Genomic DNA, 16,263 nt, shown 5'->3' with positions numbered 1-16,263 from the left:
CGCTCGCGTGAAAATCTCACCGCGCACCGTCCTCAAAATCGCCAGGCTATATCACCTGGCGGACGACAACACGCCCGTCAAAGCCTTACGCCATCTAAAAATCCAGACGGACGAATCGCACATCGTGGCGGAATTTATCTTAGACAAGCAGCATTTCGCCGTGCTCTACGGCTCGATCGTCGACGAAGAATCAATTGACGAATTGTGGCCCGGTAGGCCCGCCAACGCCGAGATGTTACCAAACCCGCTTGATTCGAGCTGCACCGAGACGCCGTTTCAGGGCAAGTTTGTCATGATGTTTCGAATTGTGCCGACCAAGCAGCGCCTGGACATCCACTTGTCCACGGACTTTGACCCGTCAATTTCGCGCAGCCTCTGGCAGAAATACATCAAAGCCGGCTATGTTTCGGTCAATCAGCGCGTAGTAACGACGCCGAAATTTGAGGTCGACGAGACTGACGAGATCGCCGTCAAGCTGCCAGAACAGGAGCAGGCCAGCGCAGAACTGCCGGTTCTATATGAAGACGATGACGTGATCGTAGTCAATAAGCCAAGCGGGCTGTTGACCCACGCCAAAGGCGGGTTATCGACCGAACCAACGGTGGCGGAAATTATTCGTCCCAAGACTTCGTTTGCCTCAGACACCGACCGGCCAGGCATTGTCCATCGGCTCGACCGCGACACCTCGGGTGTGCTGATCATCGCCAAAACTGCTGATGCTGCCGCCCACCTACAACAGCAATTCGCCCAGCGTACCACCAAGAAAACCTACCTCGCGGTAACTGACGGCGTGCCGAAACTAGCCGCCGCAAAGATCGACCTGCCGATTGGCCGCAATCCAGCCGCGCCCAGCACCTTCCGTGTCGACCCAAACGGCAAGCCCGCTCAGACAAACTATCAGGTTTTGGCAGTGGCTGATACCAAAGCATTAATTGAGCTCAAACCCTCCACCGGCCGCACCCACCAACTCCGCGTCCATATGGCATACCTAAACACACCAATCCTCGGCGACCGCGTTTACGGCAAACCAAGCGCCAGCCGCTTGATGCTCCACGCCTATAAACTGGAAATCCCGCTGCCATCCGGCAAGCAAAAAACCTTTGAAGCGTCCATCCCGGAGGAGTTTCAACAATTATTCCCGGAGGTTGCTACAACCCCGAACGAGATGAGCGAGGCTGCTCATGACTAACACCCGCCCACCGCGCACACCAGTGGTAGCGCATCGCGACCGCGCTACACTACACCAACTTGCTGAGCGACTGCCGCAGGCAGTGATCATCAACGCCGAGCGTGGGTTAGACGGTATAGGCACCGCCGAATATCTGGCGAAGCTCACACCATCAGAGGTGATTTGGCTGCAGCCGCTGGAGGCAAAAACCACAATTACAACTGAGCAAGTTCGCACCATGATCGCCATGCTGCGCACGCACGCCACGGTTCGCCGCGTTATCGTTATCAATCCAGCCGACCAGATGAGCGAGGCAGCACAGAATGCGCTTCTCAAATCCCTAGAGGAGCCAAACGCCAACACACATTTTTTGCTGGTGACCGAGAACGAACAGCAGCTACTGGCCACCATTCGTTCGCGCTGTCAAGTGCTAACCTTACACCGCACTTCGCAGGCACAGGATGAAACGCTACTTGACACCACCTCGCTCATCGCCAGCGAGCGGCGCCAAATCCTGTTCCTGGCCGCCGGACGGCCGCTGCTTATCCGCCAACTAGCACGCACGCCGAAACTGCTGTCCGAATATCAAGCTATCGCCGCTGACGCCAAATGCATCCTCTCTACACCGGGCTCATACGAAGCACTGCGCACGCTGCCGTCCTATTTCACCGACCGCACCAAAGCCCTCCAGCTGATCGACATCCTCCTCACCATGGTGGCGTTTCAGATGAAGACTCAGCCGAGCCCCACACACCAGCCCCTCCTTGATCGGATCATCACCACCGAAACGCGGCTGAGGCATAATGGCAATGTGCGGCTGGCGCTGATCAATATTGTGGTATAATGGATACATATGTCTGGATTATTAGTTATCCTGCTAGTTATGGTGTGGGCAGTTTGGTATCAGCCGTCAGTCGGCGAAGCGCAAAACTTACCAGTTAAATTGTCGGAGAAACTCGACAAGCTCTGGGCTATCGCTCAAGAGTCACTGCGCGAAAACAAGTATCTACGCGCCGAGAAAGCACTCCTAACCATCCTGCGCGTCGATGAGAAAAATGCCACGGCTTACAACCGCCTGGGGATTTTATACGCCAAGCAGCGCGCTTACAAGGACGCCATCGAATGCTTTGAGATCGCCCAGAGCCTCGAGCCGAGCGCCTCGAGCCTGCACAATGTTGGCCTCATTTACTACGAGACGCAAGATTATGTCAAGGCCGCGCTGGCCTTTGAGCAGGCGCTTGACATGGAGGCCGGTCATGCTGCCCGGCACATCGCCTATGCCAAGGTCCAGGAGAAATTAGGCAACACGAAGAAGATGCTGGCGGCGCTAGAAAAGGCCGCCGAGCTTGAACCAACCCCGCACACCTTGAACACACTCGCCCAAGCCTACGACAGCGCCAAGCAGCCCGAACAAGCCGCCAAACTTCGCGAGCGCGCCACGGCCATGCTCACACCCGACAAGCCAGCCGCCGCCCCGCGCCGTTCTCAGCACCCAGCTCATCCTCAGCAGCCACGCCAGCCGCGGCAACCACGAAAAGTAATTATGTAGACCTTGTCTTGGGTGACAAAACTTGCTACAATCATTCAAGATGCCGATTTAGCTCAGCTGGTTAGAGCAGCTGTTTTGTAAACAGCAGGTCCTGGGTTCGAATCCCTGAATCGGCTCCATTTGCATCGCCTTCGCACCAAGCGTGTAAGAACGTGCGGGCGCCGCGGTGCAGCAAGCTTCATGCCGGAATCGTGTAGTGGCAATCACAGGAGACTGTAAATCTCCCGCCGTCAGGCTTCGTAGGTTCGAGTCCTACTTCCGGCACCATATTAGTTATGTCACAGAGAGCGTTAGCCGACGCTCTTTTTAAATTGAATTGTACCTGAGCAACATGGGTATTTTGTTATAATAAAAACTATGGAGAAGGGAAGAACAATACCCGAGAAGAAAACAGCACCCATTGGTGCGCTTGGATACGTTATTATAAATGCAACAGATAGTGAAAAATCGGCAAAGTTCTGGAGCGCCGTAACCGGCAGAGAGCTGGGTGATGTCTCACCGCCATACATTGATCTACCATCGACTAATAATGAGGATGGGGTAGCAATTAGTATCCAACAGGTTCCCGATCAAGAATCTCTCGGGATGCATATCGATATTGTTGTCGATGATATTGACGAGGCTATTCAACAAATAATCGACCTTGGTGGAAAGCTCGTAGAAGAAAAGTCAGAAGGCAACTGGCGCTGGGTAGTTATGCAAGACCCTGATGGAAATAGGTTTTGCCTGGTGACTAACTAGCGACTATAGGTAACGTTGACTTTACTCATAAACAATGCTATAATTTCGAGCATGTTAGAGCTTATCAAGCGAGGGCTGATTACCTGGAACGAGCAGAAAAATCAGCGCCTCAAGTTACAGCAGGCCTACGTCGCCCTAGCCATCATCAGCTTAACGATCGGCGGCGGGCTGATCTTGATCAGTAATTCAGCCGCACATCTGGCCGCCTCAATCGCCGGTATCGTCGGCGTGGTCTTCTTGGTCAATAGCGTCGCCTGGACGGTACTGGACGCCATCATTGCACCGCGCTTGCCACGGCCAGCCAAGCCAACCCGAGCGCGCACCACAAAATCTACCCGTACTTCACGCTGAGTTGCTCGCCGCCGCCCGACATGCTATTATCAAATCATGAAACGATTTCCATTTGCCAAAACACTCAAAGCACTCTATAAACCATTACCACGCATGTCCAAGCAATCGCGCCAAGCGGTCGCCGACAACCTCTGGATTGTCGCCGCACTGCTGGCAGTGGTGGCTGCCTTGTCGCTAACCTCAGCCCTGTCATTACTGTCACAAGCTGATCATATCTCCCTCTTTGGCGTCGCCATATTTGTACCAAATATCGCCATCATCCGCTTGCAGCAGATCATCACGCTGATCTTTGCGATCACCGAAATTGTCCTCTTCGGACTGGCCATCTCACCGCTACGACGCAAGCAAACCCGAGGCTGGCTCTTTACTACCGCTGGCATTGTCGTTACGTTCCTTGCCACCGTTGTCACCTTTATTCTCAGCTTCTTCACTCATTACTACGACGTTGCGAGCGGAGTTGTCGCCATCGCCCTGGTCGCCGCTATGGGCTATGTGCTTAGCGAAATCGAATCTGAGTTTGACTCAGCCAAAGCTAACAAGCCGACAGCGCACAAAAAAGAGCCCAAAGAAACGACTGCGCCGACCACCCCTGAAGCCGCCGACAAGCCAGATCAGGTCGAGGCAGAGAAGTAGTCTGAGAACGCCATCGTCTTTGCACGGCCACGTGAATATGGTACAATACGAATGTTGCCGCGCCGTTTTCGGACGTAGCGGTGTGTCGCGATAGCTTCTACGCGTGAAACGTAAACATACGTAGAGCGCATGCCGCAGGCGATGGTGTAATGCCGCGATAGCTCAGTTGGTAGAGCGCATCCATGGTAAGGATGAGGTCTCGGGTTCAAGCCCCGATCGTGGCTCCATTTTGATTTTTAGATTACTAGTAAATTTTTAGCCAGTTTTTTGTTTTGGCGCCTTGATGTCAGTAAGGCCATGACTCCAAGATCCACAATAGTAGGTAAATTGTCGGGCATATTATTATCGCTAGGTAAAGCATCCTCAGAAATGCAAGCAATAAACAAAGATACTCCGATAACATCGACGACAGTTTACAGAATTATTTCCATGTATACAAGTGAGCACTGAGTGTTATTTTGTGATATACTACTATTAGTCTATTAGCATGAAAGTACAAGAATTTAAGAACAAATTAGAAAATACCTTAAGGGGTGACCTTAAAGTCTTGCAAGACAGGAATAATGATTGGGTAGTTAAGGGCTTTATAGACATTTACAAAAATATCTATACTATCTCAATAGATACAAAGGTCATATCTAAGATAATAGAGCTTATGTTATTCCCTACGATTTCGAAGTTTGCGAGAAGCAATAAGCTAAAAATGGTGCTAGCTGAGCATCAAAATTTCTATCCTGACATTACATTTATTGATGAGAGAGACGGGACTGCGTTTGCAGTAGATGTGAAATCTACCTATCGAGTCAGCAATACTCGGGTAAACGGTTTTACCTTGGGTGCTTTTACTGGATATTTCCGCAATCGTTCCAGTGGTAAAAATATAACTATGCCATATTCAAATTATACTTGCCACCTTGTTCTTGGGGTCATTTATACGCAGCAGCCCAATAAAATTGATGAAGAAAAAATATATACGATTGATGATTTACCGGAGATAGTCTCTGTTGTCTCTGATTTTGATTATATTGTTCAGGAAAAATATAAGATTGCCAACTCAAGACCAGGTTCAGGAAATACAAAAAATATTGGCTCGATCACAGAGATAGAAAAGCTACATAATGGTAACGGGCCGTTCGCTAAACTTGGTGCAGATATTTTTGACGACTATTGGATGTATTACCAAACTCGTGATATGGCTGATGGTGGAAATACGCCATATTCAAATCTAAAACAATACGTAGCATACAAGAAAAAGCTGCCGGATGCCAAATTATTAAACACCATCGACGAAGAGTTGTAGCTATGAGAGATCTGAACGTCGCGATTCAGCCATCCTTCTTACCGTATTTAGCAGAAGAAAAAATCATTACTGTATTTGACGAAATGCACCCTTTTCCAGCTACACGCTATCAGGGTTCAAAGAACAAATTAACAGATTGGATTTGGGAAAATATATATGATATAAATTTTACAACCGCACTTGATGCTTTTGGTGGAACCGGTTCTGTATCGCATATGCTGAAGCGCAAGGGAAAGGAAGTTATCTATAACGACATTCTTAGGTTCAACTCGATAATAGGAACTGCACTTATAGAAAATGATTCCATATTATTAACCGAGGAAGATATTGAATTCATATTAAACAATAACAGCGGTTCATTTAATTTTATTCAAAAAACGTTTAAGGGAATTTTCTATACTGACGAGGAAAATGCTTGGCTTGATAAAACGATTTTTAATATTGAGCTCTTGGGGGATAGGTATAAGAGGGCAATTGCTTATTTTTCTTTATTTCAATCGTGTATTATTAAAAGGCCGTATAATTTATTTCATAGAGCAAACTTGTACTTACGACTATCGACAGTAAAGCGCAGTTTTGGCAACAAAGCGACATGGGACAAGTCTTTCGAAAGTTGTTTTCGACATTTCGCAGCAGAAGCCAATAGCTCAATATTCTCAAACGGTAAAAATTGTGTTGCCCTAAATAAAGACGTAGTAACTTTTGATTCAAAAAACATTGACCTAGTATATCTTGACCCACCGTACATCTCTAGCAACGGTGTAGGCACGGACTACTTAGATTTCTATCACTTTCTAGAGGGAATAGCCAACTACAAAACTTGGAACAATAAGATTAATCATAGATATAAGCATTTACCTATAAAAAATAAGAAAAAGAACCCGTGGACTAATAAAAATCAGATAGAAAGAGAGTTCCATAAAATAATAAGTAAGTTTTCTGATTCCACAATAGTCATTTCTTATAGAAGCGACGGTATCCCGAGCATTGAACAGATATGTGATATACTTTCACAATATGGTAAAGAAATGTGCGTGGTATCTAATAGGGACTACAAGTACGCTTTGTCACACTCGAAAACAAAAGAGGTGCTAATCATTAGCAAATAACTTAAGCTAAGTCGTTTTGGTTTTGTTTTAGGCTACCTGGTTTGATATAAAAGAAGTGACTACGATGAAGCTCGTGCCGGGTTTTGCCGAAACAGTGGGAGCAGCGTTAGCAATGCGCCACTTATAGGTTATAATAAACATATGCTTCACAGCCTCACGCGCCAACTCGAAACGCTTGCCCAAGGCAACGAATCCTACGCCGCCTTTAATCAGCGTATCGTTAATACCAAGATGCCGGTCATCGGCGTGCGCGTGCCGGATTTGCGGCGGTTGGCGCGGGAATTAGCGCCTGACATGAGCGCAGCGGACATTAGCAAATTGCTAACGGCCAAGAACAAGTCATTTGACTACGTGCTGCTATGCGGGCTACTGATCACGCACGCTCGGCTCGATGAGCAGACGGCGATTAATTTGACTAAACAATATTTGCCACTCGTTGATTCGTGGGCGCATATCGATATATTTGTCGAGAAAAAGCGGCGCTTTGCTGGTAAAATGTGGTGGGATTTTGCGCTGGAATGTTTGCGGAGCGAAGCCGAGTTGACGGTACGTTACGGCGTAATTTCTTTGATGACTAATTTTTTGGATGAATCGCATATTGATCAAGTTTTTGCCGCGCTACGAAACGTTACACACGACGGCTATTACGTCAAAATGGCACTGGCTTGGCTGTACGCCACGGCGGCAGTGCAGTTTTTTGAGCTGACGTTGGCTGAATTAGAAAACGGACGCATCGACACTTGGACGCGCAACAAAGCTTACCAAAAAATGCGCGAATCGCGGCGATTCACACCCGAACAGCAACGTATCATTAGGCAACAAAAAGGAGGACACCAATGACCAGTAAACCAACCATTTCAGCAGCAGAAATTACCAAGGCGCTGGACTTCCGCCACGCCTGCAAAAAATTTGACGCTGATAAAAAGATCTCTGACCAGGACGTGGAGCTGATCCTTGAGGCAATTCGCCTCACGCCAACCTCGTACGGTTTTGAGCAATTCGACGTCATCGTCGCCCAAGATCAGCAGCTGCGCCAGGATCTGAAAAAATGTGCGCCGATTAACAAGCCGCGCTTCGATGCCAGCCATTTCCTCATTTTTACTGCCAAGACAGCCGAGGCACTTAGTGATCACATTGATCACATACTCCAGGACGTAAAAGAAATGAATCTGGTCGAGCGCACTGCCTACAAAATGTTCTGGAGGCAGTGGGCCAAGAAAGATTTCAAGCTGACGGACACGCCTGATGGGCTACACCAATGGTCAGCGCATCAGGCGTATATCGCCCTCGGCTTCGCGATGCTGGTGGCGGCCCAGCGGGGGATTGACTCGTGTCCAATTGAGGGATTTTCGATTGATCAAGCGACAGAGGTACTGACAACCCACCAGCTCATCGACCCAGCCAAAGATCTGCCGGTTCTCATGCTAGCGCTCGGCTACGCCAGTCGTAGCAACCAACCGCACCCGCGCAGCCGCCGGCCACTTGATAAGATGGTACGCTGGTATTAGCTCGGGGGCAAGAGCAATTTTCCTTGTCAGCGCCCCTAGCGTTTCCTAATTATCTGTGCTATAATCGGTCAAGATTGTAAATAAACGTAACGAGTAAAGAGATGGCAAAGAAGAATACGAAGCGAAAGTTGATTGGTTTGGTCAGTAATTTGAGCGGTCACCGCACGTACTACACCACGGTCAATACCCAAAACCGCACCACCAAAGGGCAGGGCAAATTGACACTCCGAAAATACGACCCAGTGGCCCGCCAGCACGCAACCTACACCGAGACCAAGAAAAACCTCGGCCGCAACGAAGTCAAGCCACGCAAGGGCTAATGACATCAAGCGAGAATCACCCCCCTAGGATAGGGGTGATTTTTTATTTGCGACAAACGACCAAATCAGTAGGCCGGTGTAATTCCCATGCGCTAATCTACCGCTGCGCCACGATCATATCAAGCAGGGTATTGACATATTCAGCCGAAGCTACCACCGACGACGCGTTATGCTCACTTACCGCGCCAGTTTTGGTAATGCACCGCTCGCGGATCAAGTCAACGATTCGCTCTGCTCGCACCATCTCTCCTGTCTCGATATAGTATTGCGCCAGCCACAAACTAGCAACCACGCTACTATCTGAATCCTCCACCCGTCGCTTGAACAGACCATCAACTGCCGCCAGTGTTTGTGTCGCCTCGTCAACCAGCTGCTTGGTTCGCTCGGCCTCGCCCTCAACACCGAACATATAGGCGGCATACACCGCATCCATCGTCACCTCGTCAGCACCACGTCCCGCTAGCTGCGCGCTGATATCATCAGCGCAGGTTCGCCACTGCACCGCATTGGCTGGGTCGTCGTGCTGCTGCGCGAGTTCGCTCGCTTGCTCCAGCGCCGCGCGCGACAACTGCCAAACGAACGCCGCGTCGTCGTCTGCCACCGGATTATCCCAATTATCCGTCAAAAATGTCGCTACCTTGGTGGCCACCGACTGATATAGCTGCCGCGAGCGCTCCACGCCAACTCGCGACGTCGCAAATTGACAGAAGATAAATAGTACCGCCGCCGCGTCCGCCAGGCGCATTGGCGGCCGGTCTTGGCGCCACGCAGTATCAGTCGCCACCGGCTCACCATCCGTATAATACGCTGGCGCAAAGTAGCCATCAGTCTCAAATATCCGCCGGCAAGCTTCGAAAAACATCGCCGCCTCATTGCCATACCCCAGCCGAATCAGCGGCCACAGCGCGAATGCTGCGTCGTATAGACGACAACCGCCCACCGCGTCATCAGTCAGTACCAATCCAGATTCATCCACGTGGGCTCGCAGTGTCAACAAGGAATTAATAAAGGCCTTACGGTGTGGTAGCGGCAATTTCTGGGCTGCGCGAAAACCGGGGCTCAGCCACTTGTGCCAAAAATCCGTTGTCCGCGCCAAGCTCCGCACTAAGCCGATACTGCGCGTCTTTTCGTGCAGCCCCAGCGCTTCCTTGATCGACGTCCCGGCCGCGAGCCAGTAAGTGCAGCGATCCGACGCTAGCGCTGCCAGCCGCAGCGAACAGCCCAGCACCGAGTCAGTCATGCCATATTCATGCGGACAGCCCGCCAGCTCACCATCCTCCGCATCGCGCCACGCTCCATCGAGCCCATCACCAAATCGCCCGACCGTCCACCGATCGAAATCATGCCCATCAAATGTCCGCAGACCAACAGCAAACGCCCGCCGCCCGCGATAATGCAGCAGCGCCCGCGAAGCCTCGACATACTGCGCCGTATCAATCGCTTGACCATCATCGTATAGCCGAAACGCCTGATGCAAAAACAACCTCACCTGGCGCGTCTCAGTTCGCAGATTGACCACGTGAATATTGCGGCCGAACACATTGACCTTGCTATCGACAAAATCATCGCACTCCAGCACCAGTCCCAATCGCTCATGCTTGAGCACCGTGTGCGCCACCAGCGCCCCCTGCGGCAGTCGCATCGTCACTTGCCACGATCCATCATCAATCCACGAAAACTCGCCGTCCACCCACACGCCGATCCGATGCACGGCCTGATGGTTCTGGACTTCGCGGCCAACGTGCGGGAACGACAGCGAACTCACTCGGCCAAACTGATCGAGCTCAACCGCCAGCCTGCCATTTGCGAGAAGCACCGACATCAAAACCTCTCGTACCGATGCGCGCTCAGCCGCCAGCGCACATCGCGAATTGCGTTAACATAATAGAGGAAGGCCTCGTACGGCGAATCATACGGACTGAAATAGGCGTGGACGTCGCCGTCGGTAAACCACTTGGTGCACATATAGTAAAAATGATCAGACGACTGCAGTCGCCGCCAGTCAGTGATCAGCTGCTCATCGCCACTCCTCAGTACATCAGCCTCCAGCTCATACAAATACCGCAGCGCTTCTTTCTGTAACTCATTGCCATTCCACGCTGTCAAATCGCGCTCACTATCCGCCCAAGTCACCGTCTCTGGCATACTAATATCACCAACCGGCCGATGCGCCGCCAGCGCTTCAAACACCGTATAAAACGTATTACCGCTAACCTCGAGCCACGAGGCAACAAATTGATCAAAAAAGCTAAAAATACCGCTATCCGACCACTGGTGCTCGCCAAAGGTTTCATAATCCATGAACAAATTAACCAGCGGCGCCTCGGCTGTCGCCTCCATCAGCCACGTCCGATATTTTTCTGCCGTCAGCGGCCAACCCGCCCACGACCGATTACTAAACCGAAAAGCGATATCGTCACTCAGGCGATAATTCTTGAGCAGCAGTCCAATCTTGTCCGTACCAACCGGCCGATACACATAATTCGGACTGCGCCACTCCAGCACCTCATCCCAACCCTCGGCTAACACACCACTAAAGCCAGCCGCCTCCGCCCACTTGGCGAGGTCGTTGTTATACGCTAGCTCGGTATTTGCGAGCACCTTGGTCTCGACACCAAACAGCTGGCGCAGCTTCTGCTGATGGCGACGAATTTGCTTCTCAAACTCGGGGCGCGAATAAAAGAACGCTAGGCTGTGATAATACGGGCTTGATACCAATTCGACCTTGCCGGTGTCGACCAGTCGCTTAAAGCTCTCGATCACCGCTGGGTTAAAGCGCTCCGCTTGCTCGAGGAACACACCGCTGATGCTCAGCGACAGCTTGAAATCATGATGCCGCCTGAGCAGCTCCTCCAACAGGGCATTCATCCGCAGATACGACTTCTCGGCGACTTTATGAAAAATTAACTCGTTGTTTTGGGCTGGATCATTCGTCTCGAAATAATCATGCCGCGCCGCCACGTCAAAAATACTGTATCGTCGCACCCGCCACGGCTGATGTACGTGGAGATAGAGGGTGATGCCTCGGCTCATACCCACCTCCTTTGGGCCGATGCTTGATACAGCGCGACACACCGCTCCGCAGCATCCCGCCATGACAGCCGAGCGTATTCATCCTTGACATTGCGCTTTAATGCCGATTGCAAGCCTGGCGAGCGCGCAATATTGACGATCTCGTCCGCCAGCTTATCAACATCCCAATAATCAAACCGCATGATGTTATGGAGTACCTCGCCAACACCCGACTGCTTACTGATGAGCAGCGCTGTATCGTGATGCGCTGCCTCCAGTGCCGTCAGCCCAAACGGTTCTGACACCGAACTCATGATAAATATATCAATCAGGTAGTAGGCATCGCGCCACTGCTTGCCGCGAACAAAACCAGTGAAAATCACCCGGTCGCTCACGCCCAGCCGCGCGGCTAAGGCCACCAATTCATCCCGCTGCTCGCCATCGCCCGATAGCAAAAATGCGATCTTGTCGTAGCGCTCCAGCGCTCTAGCTGCCGCCCGCACAAAATAGGTCAGTCCTTTCTGCACCGTCAGCCGTGTCAACGCACCAACGATGGTATAACCATCGGTCTTGAGATCCTCGAGGTATTTGTATGTCGCCGTGTCGTACTCATGCGGCGGTAGATCAGCCAGGTCAATCGCATTATATACCACCTCAACCTTATCTGGCGGGATATGATAATTCTTAACAATCATGTCCTTGGTAATACGGCTAACCGCGATAATTCGATCAGCCATCATCAGCCCCTGCTGCTCAATCTCATGCACCAAGGGATTACCCGAATGCTCGCCCGAGCGATCAAACTCAGTAGCATGCACATGAACAATCAACGGAGCACCCGACACCTCCTTGGCGATCACGCCAGCCTCCATCGTCAGCCAGTCGTGAGCATGAATGGCGTCCGGTGGATACATCCGAGCGAACTGCCTGACAAACTTGCCATAGCGGCGCTGTAACCGACGCATCGGTTCAAGCCCGTGCTCATCACCATCCTCAGTATCTGGCGCAACACCATGATCATACGCCCCGCAGTCTCGACAGCCCGGCGGCAGCGGCGAGGCCGCATAAATGTTCATATGGGTAATATTCGGATGCTCGGCCGAGTAGGGCACAACAAAATCAATAACAATACCATGCGCTGCCAGCGCCTTTGACATCTGGTAACACGCCACACCGAGGCCGCCACAATTGTGCGGAGGAAGCTCCCACCCTAGCATCAAAATTCTCATCTTATTCCCAGTATAGACCGCCGCTTATGCTTTTTCAAGCGCATCTGGCATTTTTTTCACGAGATCAAGGCATTATTTTCACAAGCGGCGAATTGATATGCGCCGTCAATTCTACAGCAAGCCATTAAAAAACGACTTTCATCAAGTCGTTACGCCATAAATCGTGGCAGGGGCAGTAGGAATCGAACCTACCTCTGCGGTTTTGGAGACCGCCATTCTAGCCGATGAACTATGCCCCTACACCCCGCGCTAACGGGTTAGCTTATCTATTATAACAGAAAAAAATATTCTGCAAACTGACCCAAACTAACCATTTTGAGAAAATATGATATAAGTTATTGACAAAATAATGCTTGTGTGATAATATTGGGGAAACAACCAGTGAGGAGGATGTTATGAAATTAAGTACAAAGCTTAAGATCGTGGCGCTGTCGCTGGTCGCTGCTTTCGGAGCAGGACTGGTCTACTACGCCAACGCAGAAACAATTGACAATACCCGCGACTGTGACAAGTACGCCGTGGTGTATTGTGGTACCATGTCGGTACAAGAGATGCGCGAACGATATTTCAACAAAGGCGTATCAACAATTTATGGCGCGTTCGGTATTTCCTACGAGATGCTGAGCGGCAGCTACGTTAATGGTGCAGTCTACCGTAACGGCGAGGTTCGCCTCGATAACGGCACCGTTGTTGCCACCAACGCTCGGACAGCCATCCGCAACATTAGCGGCGGCACACCAATCTCAGGCACCAACGCCAAGGTCGTCCCAGCCAGCCGTATGGGTAGCGCACAGCGGGCGTTTATCCGGCTCGATGAGCAGGGCCGCTTTAAGTTCGCCATCATGACGCCATGTGGTAACCCAGTTGTCGCCACCAACGTTGTTGTACCACCAAAACCGAAACCACAGCCAGTGGCTACTTGTAAAGCACTTGACCAGCCAGTCATTAGTCGTCAGACTAACACGGTCGCCCTGAAGGCTCACGCAACAGTCGAGAACGGTGCAACCGTTAAGTCATACACCTTTAGCATCACCGATGCTTCGGGCAAGGAAGTCTTCTCACGCAGTAACACTACTTCAGCGCTGACTAGCGAGACCAGCGCTACCATCAAGGAAGCGGGCACTTATACCGCTCGCGTCACAGTCACAACCAGCCTTGGTGATCGCACCAGCAACGACTGTGTCAAGCAGTTCACCATCCAGCCAGAAACGCCAAAGGCTAACCCTGGCATCAAAATCGAGAAAAAGGTTGATGGCCTCAAGCACAAGACCGTCCAAGTCGGCAACGAATTCCCATACCAGGTAACCGTCACTAACACCGGTAACGTTGACCTAAAGAACGCTGTTGTCACCGACAATGCGCCACAAGGTGTTACCTTCCTGAAAGCATCTGAGGGCACGCTCCAGAACAATACCTGGAAAGCAACAATTGCTGAACTCAAGCAGGGCGCATCAAAGACCTTTACCATCACGGCAACCATCAAAGAACAAGTTACTGGCAAGGTCGTCAACACCGCCTGCGTTGATACCCCAGAGATTCCTGGCGACAAAGACGGCTGTGACAATGCCACGGTTGATGTACCAGAAAAAGTCGAGGCCTGCAACGTTCAAACTGGCGTCATCGAGAAAGTCGAGAAGGGCAAAGAGAACACACCACCATACACCACTGATCTGAGCAAGTGTGAAAAGATCAAGGTCTGTGACGTCACTACCAAGACCATCCGCGAAGTTACCAAGAAAGAAGCTGAAGACACTAAGCGGTTCGTCGGTATCGACAGCGAAGAGTGTAATCCAAAGCCAACCACCCCAACCCCACCAACACCAACCGCACTACCACGAACTGGTATGACTGACATGGTACTCGGCGGCCTGGGTCTCGGTGCACTGGTTACCTCAGCCCTAGCATACGTCGCCAGCCGACGCCAACTGTAAGAGACTGACCGCTCCGAGAATCTATATTCTGAAGCGCGAGGTTTCAGGCGAGAATCCCCCTTGGATAAGGGGGATTTTTTGTGTATACTAACATATATGAAACCTTTGCAACTTTCTTCTCCTCACATCATTGCCATGGTGGGCGTGCCGGGGGCGGGCAAGTCGCAATTTGCGGCTGAGTTTTCTGAGATGTTTCATGCGCCGCATTTGGACTCTGGTATCTTAGCGGCATTATCCGATGATGAGGCGGCTGTTAATTACGCGAGCGGTGCACTACTCAAAGAATTGATGAAGACCCATCAAACCATCGTGTTTGAAGGGGCAACGGAGAAGCGAGCCTGGCGGGTTGAGCTCGCCAAGACAGCCCGTGCTGCTGGTTATAAGATTCTCTTTGTCTGGGTACAAACCGACCTCGCTACCGCCAAAATGCGCTGGCTCAAGGCCAACGATAACGACGAGGCGGCATTTGATACTAAGATCAAACAATTCTCATCGCCGCACCCCAGCGAGCCATGCGTCGTCATCAGTGGTCGTCACACCTATAACACCCAAGCGCGCACCTTGCTCAAGCGCCTGGCCGACGTTCGCCCGAATACTACAGCCGCTCTGACCCAACCACAGGCTGTCCAGGCTGATACTCCCAAACGCCGTCCGCAACGTCCAGTGTTCAGTCGTATTCGCGTTAGCTAGGAGCTATACATGCCAACGATTACTGACGCTGAGTTTGGCGAAATCACGGTGAGGCGCTCGCACTTGGCGCGTCAGGTATCACTAAAGGTCGCGCCAAACGGGCAGCTGCGGATTAGCCTGCCGGCGTATACACCGCTGCTCGCAGCAAAAATGCTTATCAAGTCATCCCGGCCGCGTATTCGCGAGCTCCTGGCTGAGCATCAACAAGGTCACTACTACACGCAGGATCAATCAATTGGTAAAAGCCACCACCTGATTATCGAGACCCAGTCCGCGCTCGCCGAACCCACCATCAAGCGCTCCGGCACCCGCATCCTCGTCAAGCTGCCATCCGGCACCGACATTACTACTCCAGCCATCCAGCAGCGCATTCGCGAAGTCGTCATCACAGCGCTACGCAAGGAAGCCAGAAGTTACCTGCCACGGCGGCTGAAATTCCTGGCTGAGGAACATGGCTTTTCCTATCAAACCATCAAGCTGATGCACGCCTCGAGCCGCTGGGGCAGCTGCTCGTCGCGCGGTACAATTAGCCTGAATATCGCGCTGATGAACTTGCCGTTTGAGCTGCTTGATTATGTATTGATCCACGAGCTAGCTCACACCCGCCAGATGAATCACTCCGACGCGTTCTGGAGAGAGGTTGCAGCCATCGACCCGGCTTACAAAGCGCACCGAGCAGCACTGAAAAACCATACGCCGCACGTGTAGCATGTGCTATACTA

General features: G+C 51.3%; 17 protein-coding genes and 4 tRNA genes. 17 read left to right on the top strand and 4 right to left on the bottom strand.

Going from position 1 to position 16,263, the window contains the following annotated elements:
• Positions 1-7 precede the first annotated feature (7 nt).
• The 14 genes from GWK74_02225 to rpmG all read left to right on the top strand — a co-directional run bounded on the left by GWK74_02225 (position 8) and on the right by rpmG (position 8,679).
• Complete coding sequence (locus tag GWK74_02225; protein QHU90331.1) at positions 8-1,189, top strand: RluA family pseudouridine synthase; 1,182 nt, start codon at positions 8-10, stop codon at positions 1,187-1,189.
• The gene (locus GWK74_02220) at positions 1,182-2,012 is read left to right on the top strand and encodes a hypothetical protein (protein QHU90330.1); all 831 of its coding nucleotides are present in this window, start codon (positions 1,182-1,184) and stop codon (positions 2,010-2,012) included. Before GWK74_02225 ends, GWK74_02220 begins: the two co-directional genes overlap by 8 nt.
• Before the next feature lie 9 nt (positions 2,013-2,021).
• On the top strand, positions 2,022-2,717 hold the full coding sequence (locus GWK74_02215; protein QHU90329.1) for a tetratricopeptide repeat protein: 696 nt from the start codon (positions 2,022-2,024) through the stop codon (positions 2,715-2,717).
• Positions 2,718-2,759: 42 nt separating this feature from the next.
• A tRNA-Thr gene (locus GWK74_02210) sits at positions 2,760-2,836 on the top strand.
• A 63-nt stretch (positions 2,837-2,899) separates the two neighbouring features.
• Positions 2,900-2,984, top strand: a tRNA-Tyr gene (locus tag GWK74_02205).
• A 90-nt stretch (positions 2,985-3,074) separates the two neighbouring features.
• Positions 3,075-3,458 carry a hypothetical protein gene (locus GWK74_02200; GenBank protein QHU90328.1) on the top strand — a complete coding sequence of 128 codons (384 nt, stop codon included), beginning with the start codon at positions 3,075-3,077 and terminating at the stop codon, positions 3,456-3,458.
• A 51-nt stretch (positions 3,459-3,509) separates the two neighbouring features.
• Positions 3,510-3,809 carry a hypothetical protein gene (locus GWK74_02195; GenBank protein ID QHU90327.1) on the top strand — a complete coding sequence of 100 codons (300 nt, stop codon included), beginning with the start codon at positions 3,510-3,512 and terminating at the stop codon, positions 3,807-3,809.
• A gap of 36 nt (positions 3,810-3,845) precedes the next feature.
• The gene (locus GWK74_02190; GenBank protein QHU90326.1) at positions 3,846-4,442 is read left to right on the top strand and encodes a hypothetical protein; all 597 of its coding nucleotides are present in this window, start codon (positions 3,846-3,848) and stop codon (positions 4,440-4,442) included.
• Between the two features lie 151 nt (positions 4,443-4,593).
• A tRNA-Thr gene (locus tag GWK74_02185) sits at positions 4,594-4,669 on the top strand.
• 260 nt (positions 4,670-4,929) lie between these two features.
• On the top strand, positions 4,930-5,742 hold the full coding sequence (locus tag GWK74_02180; GenBank protein QHU90325.1) for a restriction endonuclease: 813 nt from the start codon (positions 4,930-4,932) through the stop codon (positions 5,740-5,742).
• A 2-nt stretch (positions 5,743-5,744) separates the two neighbouring features.
• Positions 5,745-6,851, top strand: a complete 1,107-nt coding sequence (locus GWK74_02175; protein QHU90324.1) for a DNA methyltransferase — start codon at positions 5,745-5,747, stop codon at positions 6,849-6,851.
• Between the two features lie 141 nt (positions 6,852-6,992).
• Positions 6,993-7,691 carry a hypothetical protein gene (locus tag GWK74_02170; protein QHU90323.1) on the top strand — a complete coding sequence of 233 codons (699 nt, stop codon included), beginning with the start codon at positions 6,993-6,995 and terminating at the stop codon, positions 7,689-7,691.
• The gene (locus tag GWK74_02165; GenBank protein QHU90322.1) at positions 7,688-8,359 is read left to right on the top strand and encodes an NAD(P)H-dependent oxidoreductase; all 672 of its coding nucleotides are present in this window, start codon (positions 7,688-7,690) and stop codon (positions 8,357-8,359) included. Before GWK74_02170 ends, GWK74_02165 begins: the two co-directional genes overlap by 4 nt.
• A 101-nt stretch (positions 8,360-8,460) precedes the next feature.
• Entirely contained in the window at positions 8,461-8,679 is a 219-nt protein-coding gene (gene rpmG / locus GWK74_02160) for a 50S ribosomal protein L33 (GenBank protein ID QHU90321.1), read from the top strand.
• A gap of 97 nt (positions 8,680-8,776) precedes the next feature.
• On the opposite strand, the gene GWK74_02155 is transcribed toward rpmG, so the two are convergent.
• The 4 genes from GWK74_02155 to GWK74_02140 form a co-directional block, all read right to left on the bottom strand.
• Positions 8,777-10,501 (bottom strand): hypothetical protein, encoded by a 1,725-nt coding sequence (locus tag GWK74_02155; GenBank protein ID QHU90320.1) that lies wholly within the window; start codon positions 10,499-10,501, stop codon positions 8,777-8,779.
• Positions 10,501-11,718, bottom strand: coding sequence for a polysaccharide deacetylase family protein (locus GWK74_02150; protein QHU90319.1), 1,218 nt, complete (start codon positions 11,716-11,718; stop codon positions 10,501-10,503). Before GWK74_02150 ends, GWK74_02155 begins: the two co-directional genes overlap by 1 nt.
• Positions 11,709-12,920, bottom strand: a complete 1,212-nt coding sequence (locus GWK74_02145; GenBank protein QHU90318.1) for a glycosyltransferase — start codon at positions 12,918-12,920, stop codon at positions 11,709-11,711. The genes GWK74_02150 and GWK74_02145 overlap by 10 nt, the downstream gene beginning before the upstream one ends.
• A 164-nt stretch (positions 12,921-13,084) precedes the next feature.
• A tRNA-Trp gene (locus tag GWK74_02140) sits at positions 13,085-13,159 on the bottom strand.
• 156 nt (positions 13,160-13,315) lie between these two features.
• Between GWK74_02140 and GWK74_02135 the strand changes: the two genes are divergently transcribed.
• The 3 genes from GWK74_02135 to GWK74_02125 all read left to right on the top strand — a co-directional run bounded on the left by GWK74_02135 (position 13,316) and on the right by GWK74_02125 (position 16,249).
• Positions 13,316-14,851, top strand: a complete 1,536-nt coding sequence (locus GWK74_02135) for a DUF11 domain-containing protein (GenBank protein QHU90317.1) — start codon at positions 13,316-13,318, stop codon at positions 14,849-14,851.
• Between the two features lie 96 nt (positions 14,852-14,947).
• Positions 14,948-15,541, top strand: a complete 594-nt coding sequence (locus GWK74_02130; protein QHU90316.1) for an AAA family ATPase — start codon at positions 14,948-14,950, stop codon at positions 15,539-15,541.
• 9 nt (positions 15,542-15,550) lie between these two features.
• Positions 15,551-16,249 (top strand): DUF45 domain-containing protein, encoded by a 699-nt coding sequence (locus GWK74_02125; protein ID QHU90315.1) that lies wholly within the window; start codon positions 15,551-15,553, stop codon positions 16,247-16,249.
• The last annotated feature ends 14 nt before the right edge of the window (positions 16,250-16,263 follow it).

The sequence above is a fragment of the Candidatus Saccharibacteria bacterium oral taxon 488 genome (assembly GCA_010202115.1).
GTDB lineage: Bacteria > Patescibacteriota > Saccharimonadia > Saccharimonadales > Saccharimonadaceae > Nanosynbacter.
The sequence above is the reverse complement of the archived record's forward strand: the minus strand, read 5'-3'. Positions and strand labels throughout refer to the sequence as shown.

Bases quoted from the DNA above. Each gene is read 5' to 3' on its own strand.
- GWK74_02220 (QHU90330.1), top strand. From the start codon at position 1,182: ATGACTAACACCCGCCCACCGCGCACACCAGTGGTAGCGCATCGCGAC.
- GWK74_02215 (QHU90329.1), top strand. From the start codon at position 2,022: ATGTCTGGATTATTAGTTATCCTGCTAGTTATGGTGTGGGCAGTTTGG.
- GWK74_02200 (QHU90328.1), top strand. From the start codon at position 3,075: ATGGAGAAGGGAAGAACAATACCCGAGAAGAAAACAGCACCCATTGGT.
- GWK74_02195 (QHU90327.1), top strand. From the start codon at position 3,510: ATGTTAGAGCTTATCAAGCGAGGGCTGATTACCTGGAACGAGCAGAAA.
- GWK74_02190 (QHU90326.1), top strand. From the start codon at position 3,846: ATGAAACGATTTCCATTTGCCAAAACACTCAAAGCACTCTATAAACCA.
- GWK74_02180 (QHU90325.1), top strand. From the start codon at position 4,930: ATGAAAGTACAAGAATTTAAGAACAAATTAGAAAATACCTTAAGGGGT.
- GWK74_02175 (QHU90324.1), top strand. From the start codon at position 5,745: ATGAGAGATCTGAACGTCGCGATTCAGCCATCCTTCTTACCGTATTTA.
- GWK74_02170 (QHU90323.1), top strand. From the start codon at position 6,993: ATGCTTCACAGCCTCACGCGCCAACTCGAAACGCTTGCCCAAGGCAAC.
- GWK74_02165 (QHU90322.1), top strand. From the start codon at position 7,688: ATGACCAGTAAACCAACCATTTCAGCAGCAGAAATTACCAAGGCGCTG.
- rpmG (QHU90321.1), top strand. From the start codon at position 8,461: ATGGCAAAGAAGAATACGAAGCGAAAGTTGATTGGTTTGGTCAGTAAT.
- GWK74_02155 (QHU90320.1), bottom strand. From the start codon at position 10,501: ATGTCGGTGCTTCTCGCAAATGGCAGGCTGGCGGTTGAGCTCGATCAG.
- GWK74_02145 (QHU90318.1), bottom strand. From the start codon at position 12,920: ATGAGAATTTTGATGCTAGGGTGGGAGCTTCCTCCGCACAATTGTGGC.
- GWK74_02135 (QHU90317.1), top strand. From the start codon at position 13,316: ATGAAATTAAGTACAAAGCTTAAGATCGTGGCGCTGTCGCTGGTCGCT.
- GWK74_02130 (QHU90316.1), top strand. From the start codon at position 14,948: ATGAAACCTTTGCAACTTTCTTCTCCTCACATCATTGCCATGGTGGGC.
- GWK74_02125 (QHU90315.1), top strand. From the start codon at position 15,551: ATGCCAACGATTACTGACGCTGAGTTTGGCGAAATCACGGTGAGGCGC.